At 72.3% G+C, this 15,063-nt stretch carries 15 protein-coding genes and 1 other RNA gene; 10 read left to right on the forward strand and 6 right to left on the reverse strand.

The features are described from left to right. Positions 1 to 331: 331 nt before the first annotated feature. The 5 genes from MET2598_RS0108295 to MET2598_RS0108310 form a co-directional block, all read right to left on the reverse strand. Positions 332 to 1,153 (reverse strand): TIGR00282 family metallophosphoesterase, encoded by an 822-nt coding sequence (locus MET2598_RS0108295; RefSeq protein ID WP_012332883.1) that lies wholly within the window; start codon positions 1,151 to 1,153, stop codon positions 332 to 334. A 3-nt stretch (positions 1,154 to 1,156) separates the two neighbouring features. Continuing rightward, on the reverse strand, positions 1,157 to 1,765 hold the full coding sequence (locus MET2598_RS0108300) for a 5-formyltetrahydrofolate cyclo-ligase (protein ID WP_012332882.1): 609 nt from the start codon (positions 1,763 to 1,765) through the stop codon (positions 1,157 to 1,159). Positions 1,766 to 1,772: 7 nt separating this feature from the next. Beyond that, positions 1,773 to 1,930: non-coding RNA, 6S RNA (gene ssrS, locus MET2598_RS38390), on the reverse strand. A gap of 63 nt (positions 1,931 to 1,993) precedes the next feature. Further along, positions 1,994 to 2,734, reverse strand: coding sequence for a bifunctional 4-hydroxy-2-oxoglutarate aldolase/2-dehydro-3-deoxy-phosphogluconate aldolase (gene eda, locus MET2598_RS36145; RefSeq protein WP_012332881.1), 741 nt, complete (start codon positions 2,732 to 2,734; stop codon positions 1,994 to 1,996). Next, on the reverse strand, positions 2,731 to 3,669 hold the full coding sequence (locus MET2598_RS0108310; RefSeq protein WP_012332880.1) for a sugar kinase: 939 nt from the start codon (positions 3,667 to 3,669) through the stop codon (positions 2,731 to 2,733). The genes eda and MET2598_RS0108310 overlap by 4 nt, the downstream gene beginning before the upstream one ends. Positions 3,670 to 3,835: 166 nt before the next feature. Between MET2598_RS0108310 and MET2598_RS0108315 the strand changes: the two genes are divergently transcribed. From MET2598_RS0108315 to MET2598_RS0108350, 8 genes are all read left to right on the forward strand, one after another. Then, the gene (locus tag MET2598_RS0108315) at positions 3,836 to 4,066 is read left to right on the forward strand and encodes a hypothetical protein (protein WP_018260506.1); all 231 of its coding nucleotides are present in this window, start codon (positions 3,836 to 3,838) and stop codon (positions 4,064 to 4,066) included. 108 nt (positions 4,067 to 4,174) lie between these two features. Beyond that, on the forward strand, positions 4,175 to 4,516 hold the full coding sequence (locus MET2598_RS0108320; RefSeq protein ID WP_018260507.1) for a hypothetical protein: 342 nt from the start codon (positions 4,175 to 4,177) through the stop codon (positions 4,514 to 4,516). Between the two features lie 129 nt (positions 4,517 to 4,645). Continuing rightward, complete coding sequence (gene glmM / locus MET2598_RS0108325; protein ID WP_012332877.1) at positions 4,646 to 5,986, forward strand: phosphoglucosamine mutase; 1,341 nt, start codon at positions 4,646 to 4,648, stop codon at positions 5,984 to 5,986. 161 nt (positions 5,987 to 6,147) lie between these two features. Further along, entirely contained in the window at positions 6,148 to 7,041 is an 894-nt protein-coding gene (locus tag MET2598_RS0108330; RefSeq protein WP_018260508.1) for an outer membrane protein, read from the forward strand. Between the two features lie 201 nt (positions 7,042 to 7,242). Continuing rightward, positions 7,243 to 8,085, forward strand: coding sequence for an outer membrane protein (locus tag MET2598_RS0108335; protein WP_236728685.1), 843 nt, complete (start codon positions 7,243 to 7,245; stop codon positions 8,083 to 8,085). Positions 8,086 to 8,366: 281 nt separating this feature from the next. Then, positions 8,367 to 9,269, forward strand: coding sequence for an outer membrane protein (locus MET2598_RS0108340; protein WP_012332874.1), 903 nt, complete (start codon positions 8,367 to 8,369; stop codon positions 9,267 to 9,269). A 76-nt stretch (positions 9,270 to 9,345) separates the two neighbouring features. Further along, positions 9,346 to 10,113: a glucose 1-dehydrogenase gene (locus MET2598_RS0108345; protein WP_018260511.1), complete on the forward strand. Its 768-nt coding sequence runs from the start codon at positions 9,346 to 9,348 to the stop codon at positions 10,111 to 10,113. 147 nt (positions 10,114 to 10,260) lie between these two features. Beyond that, complete coding sequence (locus tag MET2598_RS0108350) at positions 10,261 to 10,584, forward strand: hypothetical protein (RefSeq protein ID WP_012332872.1); 324 nt, start codon at positions 10,261 to 10,263, stop codon at positions 10,582 to 10,584. Positions 10,585 to 10,728: 144 nt separating this feature from the next. Here MET2598_RS0108350 and MET2598_RS0108355 read toward each other — a convergent pair whose 3' ends face one another. Then, positions 10,729 to 11,277 carry an HNH endonuclease gene (locus tag MET2598_RS0108355; RefSeq protein WP_018260512.1) on the reverse strand — a complete coding sequence of 183 codons (549 nt, stop codon included), beginning with the start codon at positions 11,275 to 11,277 and terminating at the stop codon, positions 10,729 to 10,731. Positions 11,278 to 11,816: 539 nt separating this feature from the next. Here MET2598_RS0108355 and MET2598_RS0108360 point away from each other — a divergent pair. Beyond that, the gene (locus MET2598_RS0108360) at positions 11,817 to 14,456 is read left to right on the forward strand and encodes a DUF3772 domain-containing protein (RefSeq protein WP_026190594.1); all 2,640 of its coding nucleotides are present in this window, start codon (positions 11,817 to 11,819) and stop codon (positions 14,454 to 14,456) included. Next, positions 14,453 to 14,962 carry a CAP domain-containing protein gene (locus MET2598_RS0108365; RefSeq protein WP_012332869.1) on the forward strand — a complete coding sequence of 170 codons (510 nt, stop codon included), beginning with the start codon at positions 14,453 to 14,455 and terminating at the stop codon, positions 14,960 to 14,962. The genes MET2598_RS0108360 and MET2598_RS0108365 overlap by 4 nt, the downstream gene beginning before the upstream one ends. Positions 14,963 to 15,063 lie beyond the last annotated feature (101 nt).

Here is a 15,063-nt window from a genome sequence, read left to right on the forward strand (position 1 = left end):
CCACGTAGGAGATCGGCCGGTGCGGGATCTCGGAGGCTGACAGGGGATCGTCCGGCTCCGACGGTCCGGGGAAAGAGGATGGATGGCGATCGCGCCGGTGCGGCCGATGGCGTTCGATCGGCGTGCCGACCCGATTGCCGAGGCGCCACCGCACGCGACCGCCGGACCCCGCGCCCCTCCCTCATGCCGAGGACCAGTGCGGATGCCATGAAGCTGCGGGCTCATGGCCCGCTCTGCGGAGGCGATCCCGGCCGGACAGCTCCGCGGCCTCGTCCAGGTCCTCGAATCCCGGCGGCATCGTCGTCCCGGAGACCGGGAGATCCTCGACCTCTCAGTCCCAGTCCCGGGGCCAGGCCTCCTCCAGGTGCGGCCCGAGCCGCACGGCGTGGACGCGGCGGGCGAGCCCGGTCTCGTCGTCGGTCTCGACGGCGAGTCCGCAGAGCGTGCCCTCGCCGGTCGCCGCCTCCAGCCGCGATCCCGGCGTCTTCTGCAGGAAGCGCCGCAGGGGCTCGTCCTTCTGCATGCCGAGCACCGAATCGAAATCGCCGCACATGCCCGCGTCGGATTGGTAGGCGGTGCCGCCCGGCAGGATGCGGTGGTCGGCGGTGGGGACGTGGGTGTGGGTGCCGACCACCAGCGAGGCGCGCCCGTCGAGGAAGTGGCCGAAGGCCTCCTTCTCGCTGGTGGCCTCCGCGTGGACGTCCACGATCACCGCGTCGGCGGCGCTGCCGAGGGGGCAGGCCGAGACCTCCCGGTCCGCCGCCGCGAAGGGATCGTCGAGGGGATCGAGGAAGATCCGGCCCATCACGTTGACGACGAGGACGCGCCCCCCCGCCCGGGTCTCGATCACGGTGGCGCCGCGCCCGGGCGTGCCCGGCGGGTAATTGGCCGGGCGCACCAGCCGCGGCTGGCGCGCGATGAAGACCAGGGCCTCGCGCTGGTCGAAGGAATGGTTGCCGAGGGTGACGGCGTCGGCGCCCGCGTCGATGAGTTCGTCGCAGATCGCCTCGGTGATGCCGAAGCCCCCGGCCGCGTTCTCGCCGTTGATGACGACGCAGTCGAGCTTCCAGCGCTCCCGCAGGCCCGGCAGCCGCTCCGCCACCACCTGGCGGCCGGGCCGCCCCACCACGTCGCCGAGGAAGAGGAGGCGCATGGCTCAGACTCCGGCGGGCAGGCTGGGGCTCGTGGCGGGCCCGATCACGCCCGCCTCGGTAACGATGTGGTCGAGGCTGTGATCGTGCGGGCCCTCCGGCACCTGCGCGATCTCCTGCACCGCGAAGGCGACGCCGACGGTGAGGATCGGCCCGTCCCGGGACAGGTCCGCGAGCGCCCGGTCGTAGTAGCCTTTCCCGTAGCCGATGCGGTGCAGGCGGCGGTCGAAGGCGGCGAGCGGCACCAGCAGGGCCCGGGGCCGCACCTCGGCCGCCTCCGGCCCCGGCTCGCTCAGCCCGAAGCCGCCGGCGCTGAGCGCGTCGTCCTCGGCCACCTGGCGGAAGACCAGGCCGGCCGGCGTGACCTGCGGCAGGGCGACGGCCTGGCCGCGGTCGCGCAGGGCGGCGATCAGCGGGCGCACGTCGACCTCGCTGCGGATCGGCCAATAGGCGCTGACGAGGCCGGCGCCGGCCAGGGCGGGCAAAGCGAGCACCGCCTCGGCGATGCGCCGGGACGCCTCGGCCCGATAGGCCGCGTCGAGCCCGTCCCGCCGCGCCAGGGCCTCCCGGCGGAGGCTGGCCTTGTCGGTCGGGACCAGGATGTCGTCTGTCATGGAGGAGCGCGGAGCCACGAAAGCCGTTGGAGGATCGATCCCGGGAAACCTACAGCGTAGGTGGGCGCCGTGTGCCCCGGTCCACGGACCAGGGCGGGGACAGCTCCCGAGGGAGTCGATAAGGCCCCGGGGATATGTGTCTCCTGACGCACCCCGCAGCCCCGCCCCCCTCATGTAGCGCCGGCGGGCGGCCGGCGCCAGGGGCGAGATGGCGGGCGGGCGTCCCGCTCATGCCAGCCCGGCGAGCGTGCGCCTTGCACGCGCGGTGATCGCCTCGAAGCGGCCTTCGCGGATCTCCGCCTCGGGGGCGAGCCAGGAGCCGCCGACCGCGACCACGTTCGGCAGCGCCAGCCAGGATTTCGCGTCCGCCTCGGCGATGCCGCCGGTGGGGCAGAAGCGCGCCTGCGGGAAGGGACCGGCGAGGGCCTTCAGGGCCGCCTGCCCGCCCGCCGGCACGGCGGGGAAGAACTTGGCGATTCGGAACCCCGCCGCCAGCACCTGCATCAGCTCGGAGGGGGTGGCGACGCCCGGCATGAAGGCGAGGTCGCTCTCCGCGGCGGCCCGCAGCAGGTCCGGCGTGGCGCCCGGGCTGAGGGCGAAGCGGGCGCCGAGCGCCCGGGCCGCCTCCAGGTCGTCGGGCGTCAGCACCGTGCCGATCCCGACCACGGCGTCCGGCACCTCCGCCATGATCGCCCGCGCGGCGTCGCGGGCGACCGGGGTGCGCAGGGTGATCTCCAGGGTCCGGATGCCCCCCGCCACCAGGGCCCGGGCGAGGGGGACGGCGTGGGCGAGCTCCGGCACCGTGATCACCGGGATCACGGGCGACTCGGCCAGCAGGGCTTCGAGGCGGGCTTGGCGGGTCGGCTCTTGGCGGGCCTGATCTTGGCGGGTCGGCTCTTGGCGGGTCGGCTCTTGGCGTGACTGATCTTGGCGGGCCTGATCTTCGCGGGATGCGGCGGGACTCGTCATGCGGGGGTCTCTCCGGGGGATCGGAAGGGCAGGGCGGGCATCGCGGCGGGCGGGATGACGGCGCCGCGATGCCCGATCACCGCGCCCGCGAGGCGGTGGCCGCAGGCCGCGGCGTCGGAGGGCGGCAGGCCGGCGAGCCGGGCGGCGATGTAGCCGGCCGCGAAGCTGTCGCCCGCGGCCGTGGTGTCGACGACGGTCTCGACGGGGCTCGCCGGCACGGTCTCCTCGCGATCCCCGTGCAGGAGCCGCGCCGCCGGAACGCGGGCGCTCGATTCCTTGAGCACGATCTCGGCCCGGCCGCGGTGGCGCAGCACCTCCGCCTCGCCGGTCTCGCCGTAGAGCCAGTCGAGATCCTCGACCGAGGCGAAGATCAGGTCGGCGCGGGCCAGCGCGGCCCGGAAGACGGCGCGCGCCTCCTCCCGGTCGGGCCAGCCGCGGGGGCGGTAATTGGTGTCGAAGGCGACCCGGCCGCCCCGGCCCTGCAGCGCCGCCAGGGTCTCGTCCAGGGCCGCGCGCCCGGCGGGCCCGTAGAGCGACAGGCTGATCCCGGACAGGTAGACGAGGTCGTAGCCGGCGAGCGCCTCCCGGGTCGCCCCGGCGAGCGGCTCGGTGAACAGGTCGCGGGCCGCGGCGCTGTCGCGCCAGTAGTGGAAGCTGCGCTCGCCCGCCGCGTCGGTCCGGATGATGTAGAGGCCCGGCATCCGCCCGGGCAGGCGGCGCACGCGGCCGAGGCCGATCCCCTCGCGCGCCCAGGCTTGCGTCATCTCGTCGCTCCAGGGATCGTCGCCGAGCGCCGTGACATAGTCCACCGTCACGCCGAGCCGGGCGAGGTACAGGGCGGTGTTGAGCGTGTCGCCCCCGAAGCCGCGGCTGAGCGCACCGTCGGGGCGCTCCGCCAGCTCCACCATGCACTCGCCCAGGCAGGCAACCCTCATCCGACGTCCTCCGGTCCCGCCCGGCGAGGCCTAAGCCGCCTCGCGGGCTTGTCAACGCTGCGCGGCGTTGCCCGCGTGGGCTCCCACCCGGGCGGGATGCTTGCGCATTCCCTGCGAACAAGGCCATAGATGCAGGCCACCTGACCTTACGGGAGCTTCAGACGGCATGCCAACCTTCCGTCTTCGCGTCGCCGCACGCGGCAGGCACGGCACGGTCGGGCGCGCCTTGCGCGACGTGTCCATCGAGGCGGCGAGCGTCCGCGAGGCCTCGGCCTGCGCGCTCGGCCGGGCCGACGAGTTCTTCTGCGACGAGGCCAACCTCGCCTGGCTCACGGACGATGCCGGAAACCTCGTCTGGACCCTCCCGATCGAGGAGGCGGAGCGGGCCGAGGCGTGACCGTGCGAGCGCCCCGGCGCCAATCCTGCGCCGCAGCGCCTTTCTGGCGCCGCAATGGGACGGCGAGTGCGGGGAGCGAGCGCTGCCAGGCGCGCCGGACCCTTCCCGATGAGACGATCCCTCCTCGCCCTCGGTCTCCTGCTGCTGACGGGTCCGGCCCTCGCCGACTGGCGCTACTGCCTCGCCCGGGGGCCGCAGCAGGTCGTGTACGTGTCGCTGCCGTTCACGACCGTCGACGCGATCGACCGGGTGGGCGCGGCCTTCGCGCACGCCCTCGACGAGGAGCGGCGCGCCCACGAGCCGGTGCAATGCCCGCGGGCCGACGGGGCCCTGGCCCTGCGGGCCATGCGGCAGGCCGCGCTCCGCTTCAATCGCGAGGAGGGGCAGGCCGTCGTCGAACTCGACTGGACGCCCGAGCGCGGATCCCGCTCCGCCCAGGCCTCCCGGTGAAGGCGGCCGCCGCGCCGCGGTGAATTCCCGTGCCGATTGTGGACGCGGCCATGGCTCGGCTAAGACTCTCGTCCGGCACCGGCCTTGCGGGGCGCGAACCGGGCCCAGCACGGCACAGGAGGGACGACGTTGCGCAAATACTTCGGAACCGACGGCATCCGGGGCCGCGCGAACGGCGTCATCACCCCGGAACTGGCGCTCAAGGTCGGGCAGGCCGCCGGGTTGCTCTTCCAGCGCGGCGACCATCGCCACCGCGTGGTGATCGGCAAGGACACCCGCCTCTCCGGCTACATGATCGAGACCGCGCTCGTCGCGGGCTTCACCTCGGTCGGCATGGACGTGCTGCTGCTCGGGCCGATGCCGACCCCCGCCGTGGCGATGCTCACCCGCTCGATGCGCGCCGATATCGGGGTGATGATCTCGGCCTCCCACAATCCCTACGAGGATAACGGCATCAAGCTGTTCGGGCCGGACGGGTTCAAGCTCAGCGACGAGGTCGAGCACGAGATCGAGCGCCTGCTCGACGCCGACCTGCAGAAGCGCCTGTCGGGCTCCGCCGATCTCGGGCGCGCCAAGCGGATCGAGAGCGTGCACGCGCGCTACATCGAGTTCGCCAAGCGCACCCTGCCGCGCAGCATCACCCTGGAGGGGCTGCGGGTCGTCGTCGACTGCGCCAACGGCGCCGCCTACCGGGTCGCCCCCGAGACCCTGTGGGAGCTGGGCGCGGAGGTGATCGCCATCGGCACCGAGCCGGACGGGTTCAACATCAACCGCGACGTCGGCTCGACGGCCCCCGACGCCCTGGTGCGCAAGGTGCGCGAGCTGCGCGCCGACATCGGCATCGCCCTCGACGGGGACGCCGACCGGGTGCTCGTCGTGGACGAGAAGGGCCAGCGGGTCGACGGCGACCAGCTGATGGCCGTGGTCGCCCGCTCCTGGAAGGAGGACCAGCGCCTCACCCAGCCCGGCATCGTCGCCACGATCATGTCCAATCTCGGCCTCGAGCGCTATCTCGGCGAGCTCGGCCTCGGCCTGGTGCGCACCGCCGTCGGCGACCGCTACGTGCTCGAATACATGCGCGAGCACGGTTACAATCTCGGCGGCGAGCAGTCCGGCCACATCATCATGTCCGATTACGCCACGACCGGGGACGGGCTCGTGGCGGCCCTGCAGCTCCTCACCGTGGTGCAGCGCCAGCAGCGGCCGGTGAGCGAGGTCTGCCACTGCTTCGACCCGCTGCCGCAGGTGCTCAAGAACGTGCGCTACCGGGCGGGCGAGCCGCTGCGCCAGGATTCCGTCGTCACCGCCATCGAGGGCGCGCGCCAGCGCCTGGGCAATGCCGGGCGGCTGGTGATCCGCCCCTCCGGGACCGAGCCGGTGATCCGCGTGATGGCCGAGGGCGACAACCGCGACCTCGTGGTCGAAGTCGTCGACGAGGTGGTGGAAGCCCTGCGGCAGGCGGCGGCCTGAGCGCCGCCCGGCGGCGCGGACACGCGCCGCGTGGAGTGCACCCCTGCAGTAAGCCTAAGGTTTAACGTTAAACGTAAGTTTACTTCTTGCGTCGAAAGTCATGACGCTATCCCGGAGGGGCCGCCTGAGGTGCAGCACGGCCCTGAGATCAAGGATTCGTCATGGGCCGCTCCAAGCCACGCGCGCTGGCGCGCATCGTCACGCTCGCGGCGGGCATCGGCGTGCCGGGCTTCGTCCACGCCGCCGACCTGCTCCCGCCCCCGCCGCCCCCTCCGCCGCCCGTCGAGGTCGGCGGGGGCTGGTACCTGCGCGGCGATGTCGGCGTCGGCATCACCGACCTGCGGCAGACCATCGCCGAGGACGTCACCGTTCCGGCCAAGCCCTACAAGTACAAGACGATTCAGGATCACCTCTCCGACCAGTTCTTCATCGGAGCCGGCGTCGGCTACCAGTTCAATCCCTGGCTCCGCGCCGACATCAGCGGCGAGTACCGCTCGCAGGCGGATTGGCGGTTCGTGTCCAAGGACGTGTCGCCGGGCGTGGGCCCGGGCCAGAACCTGTACAACCGCGACACCGGCAAGCTCTCGACGGTGGTGTCCCTCGCCAACGTCTACGCCGATCTCGGCACGTGGTACGGCGTGACGCCCTTCATCGGCGCGGGCGTCGGCGTCGCGCACCACATGTTCGGCAGCGTCACGGACGAGGGGCTGGGCGACGCGGCGGGCGGGTTCGGCTACGGCCCGTCGAACGCCAAGACCAACCTCGCCTGGGCCGTCCACGCCGGTCTCGGCTACGCGGTCTCGCCGAACCTGAAGCTCGAACTGGCCTACCGCTACCTGAACATGGGCGAGGCGCGCTCCGGCCGGCTCGACTGCTTCCCCGGCTGCGTGAATCCGCCGCTCAGCACGGTCTACACGCTCAAGGACATCGAGTCCCACGACATCAAGATCGGCATGCGCTGGATGCTCGGCGGGCCGGTCGTGGCGCCGGTACCGGTCCCGGTCGCCAGCTTCGAGCCGGCGCCGCCTCCCGGGCCGATCGTCCGCAAGTACTGAGCGAGGATCCGGGCCGGATCATCGCGGTCGCGCGGCGCCGTCCTCCGACGGCGCCGCGCGTGCTCGTGCGGAAACCGCCGTCACGGCCGGCCCGGACGAGGTCGGATTAGGGTTAATCCCTCTCTAACCTTTGTAGTTTACGACATTCCGCTGTGGTCCTGACCGCCCTGCCGCGGGCCGCCAGAGGAAGAGGGTGATCGCATGCGTGGATGGCCTGATTGCCGGCCGGTGATGGCGCTGGGCTTCGTGCTGCTGGGCGCGGCCGCCGCCCAGGCCGCCGACCTGCTCCCGCCCGCCCTGCCGCCCGCGCCTCCCCCGCCGGCGCCGGTCGAGATCGGCGGCAGCTGGTACCTGCGCGGCGACTTCACGGCGAGCGACTTCAACCGGCCGGGCGACGACACCCTGCCGGGCACGCCGGGCGCCAAGCTGGAGAACCTGCGCCTGGGCAGCAGCCAGGGCGGCGGCGGCGGCATCGGCTACCGGGTCAACAGCTTCCTGCGGGCGGACTTCACCCTGGACGCGCGCGGGGGCACCCGCTTCCACGACACCAGCTCCCGCACCCGCTACGTCGAGGGCTTCAACGAGGAGGGCGGCAAGCTCGACGTGCTGACCGGCCTGTTCAACGTCTACGCCGACCTCGGCACGTGGTGGGGCTTCACCCCCTATGTCGGCGCCGGGGTGGGCTTCGCCGAGAAGCGCTTCCACGACGGCTGGACCCAGACCACCTGCCTCACGGTCACCTGCGGCGACACGCAGCCCACCTACGTGATCGGGCCGCAGACGCGGGACGCCCGCGCGAGCCGGACGATCACGACCTTCGCCTGGGCGGCGATGGCCGGCCTGTCCTACGATTTCGGCAACGGCCTGAGCCTCGACGCCAGCTACCGCTACCTCGACATCGGCAAGGCGCGGACCGGCTTCGACGCCTATGGCGGCAACACGCGCCTGAAGGACATCACGGCGAACGAGGTCCGGGTCGGCCTGCGCTGGGCCTTCGGCGCGAAGCCCTTCGGGGATCTCATGGGCCCGCCCGGCGCCTACTGAGACGGGATCAGCTTGATCGAAGCGGATCCCGTCTCAGCAAGCCCGCGCGGGGCCCGAGCGAAGCCGACATCCGCCATCCCGAAGCGACCGAGCGGATCGGGCATGGCTCGGGAGATCGATCCGTTCACCGCAGAGGCCCGGAGCCCCCGCTCCGGGCCTCTCGCTTTCGAGATTGCGGCCGCGAGGAGGTAGTGGCGCAAGACTATCTTAAGGTTACCAGCGGATTATGCGGCATCGAGATCCACTACCGAAGCCGACGCACCCGTCGGGGGACCGCCCTCATGCGTATCGTGACCTCAACTTTGCTCGCGGGATTGTGCGTCTGCGGCCTCACACCGGCGCGCGCGGCCGATCTCGATTTCGCCACGCTGCGCGGCACGAGCTACGACGCGCCCGCGCCGGCGGGGAACTGGGACGGGTTCTACTTCGGCGGCCATGGCGGCTGGACCAGCACCAGCTTCGGCTTCGGCAGCGTGTTCCAGGCCCCGGTCGCCAATTACCTGCGTCAGACGAAGTTCGAGTCCGATCTCAACGCCTCGACGCTCCTGCATCCGGGATCGATGCGGCGCGACAGCACGACCTTCGGCGCCTACGTGGGCATCAACTTCCAGCTCGACGAGTTCGTGGCGGGCGCCGAGCTCGACTACACCCACCTGAGCGCGCGCGGCTGGACCTCGGACGAGATCGGGCGCGCGATCGTCGGCAGCGACGGCTGGTGGCGCGCCGTCTACCTGACCGGCAATGCGAGCACCCGCATCGACGATTACGCCACGCTGCGCGCCCGCTTCGGCTACGATGCGGGCAATTTCATGCCCTTCGTCACCGGCGGTTTCGCGATCGGGCGGGCCCAGATCAGCGAGACGATCGGCGTTCAGCCGATCGAGTACGATCAGGCGACCTACAAGAGCAATCAGAGTGCGGCGAGGCCTGCTTACGTCAACTATTCCGGCTACAGCAATTTCGATCAGACGAATCCCGGCGCGAGCACTCCGAGCGCGCCCCACCTGCTGGTCCGCTCGCGGGAGAAGATCGTGGGCGGCATCGCGGCCGGCGCCGGCATGGAATTCGCCATGACGGCGAACATCCTGCTCCGCGCGGAGTACCAGTTCGTCCAGTTCAACGACTTCGACGGGCACAAGGCGAACATCAACACCGTGCGCGGCGGCGCGGCGCTGAAATTCTGAGTCCCGCCTTGCGGGCGGGCCCGAACCGTCCCAGTCTCGCGCCCCGCCCGAGGGGGCGAGGCACGGGGTTCGGGCCATGCGGCGTCTCTCCGGCAAGGTCGCGCTCGTCACCGGCGGCGCCCGCGGGATCGGGCTCGCGACCGCGCGGCGCTTCGCCGAGGAGGGCGCCGCCGCGGTGATCCTCGCCGACATCGACGCCGAGGCCGGCGCCCGGGCCGCCGCGACGAACCCGGTCTTCCGCTTCGCGCCCCTCGACGTGACGCAGGACGCGGCGTGGCAGGACGCCACCGACGAGGCGGTCGCGCGCGAGGGCGAGCTCGACGTCGTCGTCAACTGCGCCGGCATCGCGGTCGTGGCGACGATCGAATCCGTGACGCTGGAGCAGTGGCGCCGGGTGCAGGCCGTCAACGTCGACGGCACGTTCCTGGGCTGCCGCCACGCGGTCCGGGTGATGAAGCCGCCCGCGGGCCGCGGCGGGGCGATCATCAACCTGTCCTCGGTCTCCGGCATCATCGGCGGCCACAACCTCGCCGCCTACAACGCCTCCAAGGGGGCGGTGCGCCTGCTGACCAAGTCGGTGGCCCTGCACTGCGCCCGGCAGGGCTACGGGATCCGCTGCAACTCGATCCATCCGGGCTTCACCGAGACCGACATGCTGCACGACCTCGCGGCGGGCGGGCGGGACCCGGAGGCCCTGCGAGAGCGCCTGCGCGCCTCGGTTCCCCTCGGCCGCAACGCCCGGGCCGACGAGATCGCCGCGCTCGCCGCCTACCTGGCGGCGGACGAATCCGGCTTCGTCACCGGCGCCGAGCTCGTCATCGACGGGGGCGTCACCGCGCAGTGAGCCGGAAACCATAACGGGCGATCGCGGGCGCCGCTTAACGCTCCGCTGGCCCGGGCCGGCGATGCTCCGGGCGGTCCCGGAGACTCCGCCCGCGGGACCCCGCCCGTGAGACCTGGCCCGTGAGACCTGGCCCGTGAGACCTCGCCAATGCGTCGCCCGCTCCTGATCGCCGGCCTCCTCGCCGCGCTCGCCGCTCCCGCTTCGGCGGACGGGATGCCGGAGGTGCCGTTCCCCCGCCATCCGGCCGGCGCCCGGCCGCACCCGGCCCGAGTGCCCGCCTCCGCCGCGGCCTATCCCCGCCCCGTGCGCGACGGCTTCGGCCCGCCCCCCGCCCGGTCCTGGCGCGGCCCGATCCGGGTGCAGCCGGTCGGCTACGGCGAGACGGACGGCGCGGTCTACCACGCCTGGATGCCCCGCAACGACCGCCTGCCGATCTACAACGAGCCGCCGCCCGTCTTCCCCGAGGAGTGAGGCGGCACGCCGCGACGGCCCCGTCCCACCGGCCCAGGATGCTGACGCATCGGGCCGTCGACCCTCTCGAATGGCCGGCGCCGACCGCTGGCTCGACGACAATTCGAGACCCGACCCAGCGGTCACGAGACATGACCGTCGGGATCAGGTCTCCAGCTCGCTGTCCCAGTAGAGGTAGTCGAGCCACGTGTGGTGGTACTGCCGGTGGTCGAATTCGGGCTGGCGGCGGTGCAGTTCGTAGCGGCTCGGCCGGCGCGGCGGGTTGAGGAGGGGCATCTCCGCCTCCTCCGGCGTGCGGTTCGCCTTGCGCAGGTTGCAGGGGCTGCAGGCCGCCACGACGTTCTCCCAGCTCGACTGCCCGCCGCGCGAGCGCGGCACCACGTGGTCGAAGGTCAGCCCGCCGGCCGGGAGCCGGATCCCGCAATACTGGCAGCTGAACGTGTCGCGCAGGTAGATGTTGTAGCGCGTGAAGGCGGGCGAGCGGGCCATCGCCACGTAGTTCTTCAGCGCCACCACGCTCGGCACCTTGAGCGAGCGACTCGGAGAGCGGGCCTCGACGTCGTAGCTCGCCACCAGGGTGACGCGATCGAGGAACAGGGCGGTGAACGCGTCCTTCCACGACCACAGCGAGAGCGGGTTGTAGGAGAGCGGCCGGTAATCCGCGTTCAGCACGAGGGTTTGAAGATCCAGCATCATCCTTCCCTGGCAACTGGCCGGAAGCGGCGAGGGGGCCCGGCGGGGAGCCGGGTCTCGCGACGCTCGCGGAGGGAGGAGATGGGACGCATCGCCTACCTCACGCTCTGTCCGGGGGGAGTGAGGGGACACGGCGGAAGGCCGGCACGGCCGCCCGGCGGGCGGTTGCCGCGGATCGTCGGAGCCCGGGATCGTGCCGGGCCTCTGTGCTGCTGGACCGAGATGAGCGACGCCATCGGCTCACAGCAGACCGGAAGGGCCGAGTCCATTGCGCACTCATTCTAGAAGCACCATGACAGGGTTGTGAAGGTTCGGGGCCTCGCCCGCGGTGTCGCGCCCCCAACTTGTATCGGTGCCCGCGCGGTCGGGGGCCGGCGATTTTTCGCCCCATTGCGAGGCGATGTCCGGGCGCCCCTCCCGCCTCCGCTGCGTTAGGGTCCTGTGGCCCGGGGCCGTCGCGGCTCCGGGCCGCCGCGGCGGGGGGCGGGGGCGCGGGGCGGGTCCGCCCCGTGCTCGCCCGTCAGCCGAGAAGGATCGCCATGACACCGTTGCGCCGTTGGATCGCCGCCCTGCTGGCCCTCGCCGTGCTGGCACCGGGCCTCGCGGCCGCCCAGCCGGGACCCGCGGCGAAGCCGGACGCCAAGGCGCCGGCCGCCGCGCAGGCTCCCGCGGCGCCGGCCGGCGCGGCGGCCGCGCCGGATGCCGCCCCCAAACCCGCCGACGCGCCGAAGCCGCCGCCGACGCCGATCTCCGAGCAGATCAAGCAGATCCGCGCCCAGCTCGATTCGGAGAAGGCGGATCTCGACCAGCGCGAGCAGGCCCTCACCCACCACGACCTCAACAAGGACGACCTCGCGCTCCTGCGCGAGGGCATCGACCCGGTCGCCGAGCGGCTGCGCCACGTCATCGAGACCCTGACCCCGCGCCTCGACGCCGCCAAGGAGCGGCTGAACCAGCTCGGCCCCAAGCCGAAGGAGGGCGCCGAGGCCGCCGACGTGGCCCAGGAGCGCGCCCAGCGCGAGGCCGGCGTGGCCGAGGTCGACGAGACGATGCGGCTCGCCCGCTCGCTCCTCGTGCAGAGCGACCAGATCATCGACCAGATCAGCAACCGCCGCCGCGCCGCCTTCACGCGCGCCCTGTTCGAGCGCACGGACGGGCTCCTGAGTCCGCACCTGTGGACCCGGGCCGCCTCCACCCTGCCGCGCGACCTCAAGACCGCGCAGGCGGCGCTCGACGACACCATCGCGCAGCTGCGCCGCAACGCCACGCCTTTGCGCCTCGTCGTGGTGGCGCTCGCCATCGGGATCTCGGTGGCGCTGTATGTCGGGCGGCGCCACATCGCCCCGCGCCTGGGGCGGCGCGACGCGCGCGCCGACGCGGCCAAGGCGCCCTCCCGCCGCGCCAAGGTCCTGGCCGCCTGGCGCGTCGTGCTGGCCGGGGCGGTCCCGGCCGTCGTCGGCAGCTTCGTGGTGGGCATCGCGATCGAGGCGACGGAACTCGTGCCGGAGCGCCTGACCGACGTGGTGCACGGCATCCTGGCCGCGCTCGCCTTCGTGGCCCTGGTCGAGGCGGTGACGGACGCGCTGCTCTCGCCGGACAAGCCCGACTGGCGCCTCGTCGCCATGGAGGACGCGACCGCCGAACGCCTGGTCCGCCTCGTCGTCGGCATCGCCTTCGTGATCACGATCGGGCGCACCATCGAGGAGTTCAACGAGACGATCGCGGTCGGCCTGCCGATCAGCATCGTCACCCGGGGCGTCTTCGCAGCCGTCGTCGCGGTGGTGCTGGCCGAGGGCCTGCGCCGCTTCGCGGCCCGGGCGGAGACCGAGGAGGCCTGCCTCGGCCCCTACATCGCGGCCGAATCGAGCTCCGGGATCGGCGGCCCCCTGCGCATCCTCGGCTGGATCATCGCCGCGTCGGTGGGGGCCTGCGCGCTGACCGGCTACATCGCGCTCTCGTCCTTCCTGATCGACCAGCTGATGTGGACCGCGATCGCGGTCGCCCTGCTCTACCTTGCCATCACCAGCGCGGACGCCTTCATCGGCAGCACGCTGCAGAACGACTCCCACATCGCCACCGTGCTCCAGGCCAATACCGGCCTGCGCAAGAAGTCCCTCAACCAGATCGCGGTGCTGATGGGCGGCCTCGTCCGGGTCGCGCTGATCACGGCGGCGGCCGTGCTGCTGCTGGCGACCTGGGGCGTGGATTCGACCGACATCTACGCCTCGTTCCGGGCCGCCTTCTTCGGCTTCAAGGTCGGCGACGTGACGATCTCGCTCTCGACGATCGTGTTCGCGCTCGGCCTGTTCATGCTCGGGCTGGCCATCTCCCGGGTGGTCAAGAGCTGGCTGGAGAACACCTACCTGCCCGCCACCGACCTGGACCCGGGCCTGCGCAACTCGATCGCCACGGTCACCGGCTACGTCGGCTTCCTGGTCTCCCTCGCCATCGCCTTCTCGTATCTCGGGCTCAGCCTGGAGAAGATCACGATCGTGGCCGGCGCCCTGTCGGTCGGTATCGGTTTCGGCCTGCAATCGATCGTCAACAACTTCGTCTCGGGCCTGCTCCTGCTCTGGGAGCGGCCGATCCGGGTCGGGGACCTGGTGGTGATCGGCGACAACGAGGGCTACGTCCGGCGCATCAGCGTGCGCTCGACGGAGATCCAGACCTTCGACCGCTCCTCCGTGATCGTGCCGAACTCGAACCTGATCTCCGGCGTGGTGAAGAACCGGGTGCGGGGCGACCGGACCGGCCGGGTGACCGTCACGGTGAGCGTGCTGCGCAACCAGGACCCGGTGCGGGCGGCCGAGCTGATCGCGGGCTGCGCCAAGGCCCATGCGGACGTGCTGAAGGAGCCGCCGCCCCGCGTGGTCTTCCGCAAGATCGGCGATCCCTACCTCGAATTCGAGCTGATCGCGATGATCAACGACGTCGGCCTGCAGCTGAAGGTGCAGAGCGACCTCAATTTCGCGGTGTTCAAGACCTTGTCGGACGAGGGATTGATCCCCAATCTCGGGCCCGGAGCGAGCATCGTCACCGTGCAGGGGCTGGAGCCGGTCCGGGACGCCCTCGGGCAGATCGCGCAGGGCCTGGTGCCGGCGATCATCCCGGCGGACGAACCGGCGCCGCGCGCCCCGGCCGCGGGCGAGCGCCGCCGGAGCCCCGAGACCGTGCCGTGAGACCTGCCCTGCCGCCCCTCCGTTTCGCCGCCCTGGCCGGGCTCGCGCTGGCGCTCGCCTCCTGCGCGGGGAACGAGGTCGCCCGCCAGACGCCGCCCGGACCGAGCCTGTACTGGCCGATGACGAGCGCGAGCGCGCAGCTCGACCTCGACACGGCCCGCGACATGATCGGGGCCTACCGGCGCAACAAGGGTCTGCCGGCCCTGGCGCTGGATCCGGGGCTGCAGCGCCTCGCCGAGACCGAGAGCGCCGCGATGGCGGCGGCGGACCGCCCGAGCCAGACCGACATCGTCCGCACGGTGGCGGCCCGGATGGGCTTCGCGGCCCCGCAGGCGAATCTCTCGGCGGGCTACCACACGCTGGCCGAGGCCTTCTCCGGCTGGCGCGACAGCCCGGCGCACAACGCGGTGCTGCTCTCGCCCGAGGCGACCCGCATGGGCATCGCCACCGCCTACGCGCCCGGCTCGAAGTACAAGGTCTACTGGACGCTGCTCGTGGCGAAGTAGAAGGGGGCCGAGCGGAGCGTGTCGCGCCGGTCACCGGTGCTCGGGGCGCAGAGGACCTCGGCACGCCAAGGGCGGCATCCTCGAAGTTCACCTGATCGGAT

Source organism: Methylobacterium sp. WSM2598, from assembly GCF_000379105.1.
In the GTDB taxonomy this organism is placed as follows: domain Bacteria; phylum Pseudomonadota; class Alphaproteobacteria; order Rhizobiales; family Beijerinckiaceae; genus Methylobacterium.

Coding starts and splice junctions, on each gene's coding strand:
- MET2598_RS0108295 (WP_012332883.1), bottom strand. CDS start 1,153: ATGCGCCTCCTCTTCCTCGGCGACGTGGTGGGGCGGCCCGGCCGCCAG.
- MET2598_RS0108300 (WP_012332882.1), bottom strand. CDS start 1,765: ATGACAGACGACATCCTGGTCCCGACCGACAAGGCCAGCCTCCGCCGG.
- eda (WP_012332881.1), bottom strand. CDS start 2,734: ATGACGAGTCCCGCCGCATCCCGCGAAGATCAGGCCCGCCAAGATCAG.
- MET2598_RS0108310 (WP_012332880.1), bottom strand. CDS start 3,669: ATGAGGGTTGCCTGCCTGGGCGAGTGCATGGTGGAGCTGGCGGAGCGC.
- MET2598_RS0108315 (WP_018260506.1), top strand. CDS start 3,836: ATGCCAACCTTCCGTCTTCGCGTCGCCGCACGCGGCAGGCACGGCACG.
- MET2598_RS0108320 (WP_018260507.1), top strand. CDS start 4,175: ATGAGACGATCCCTCCTCGCCCTCGGTCTCCTGCTGCTGACGGGTCCG.
- MET2598_RS0108330 (WP_018260508.1), top strand. CDS start 6,148: ATGGGCCGCTCCAAGCCACGCGCGCTGGCGCGCATCGTCACGCTCGCG.
- MET2598_RS0108335 (WP_236728685.1), top strand. CDS start 7,243: ATGCGTGGATGGCCTGATTGCCGGCCGGTGATGGCGCTGGGCTTCGTG.
- MET2598_RS0108340 (WP_012332874.1), top strand. CDS start 8,367: ATGCGTATCGTGACCTCAACTTTGCTCGCGGGATTGTGCGTCTGCGGC.
- MET2598_RS0108345 (WP_018260511.1), top strand. CDS start 9,346: ATGCGGCGTCTCTCCGGCAAGGTCGCGCTCGTCACCGGCGGCGCCCGC.
- MET2598_RS0108350 (WP_012332872.1), top strand. CDS start 10,261: ATGCGTCGCCCGCTCCTGATCGCCGGCCTCCTCGCCGCGCTCGCCGCT.
- MET2598_RS0108355 (WP_018260512.1), bottom strand. CDS start 11,277: ATGCTGGATCTTCAAACCCTCGTGCTGAACGCGGATTACCGGCCGCTC.
- MET2598_RS0108360 (WP_026190594.1), top strand. CDS start 11,817: ATGACACCGTTGCGCCGTTGGATCGCCGCCCTGCTGGCCCTCGCCGTG.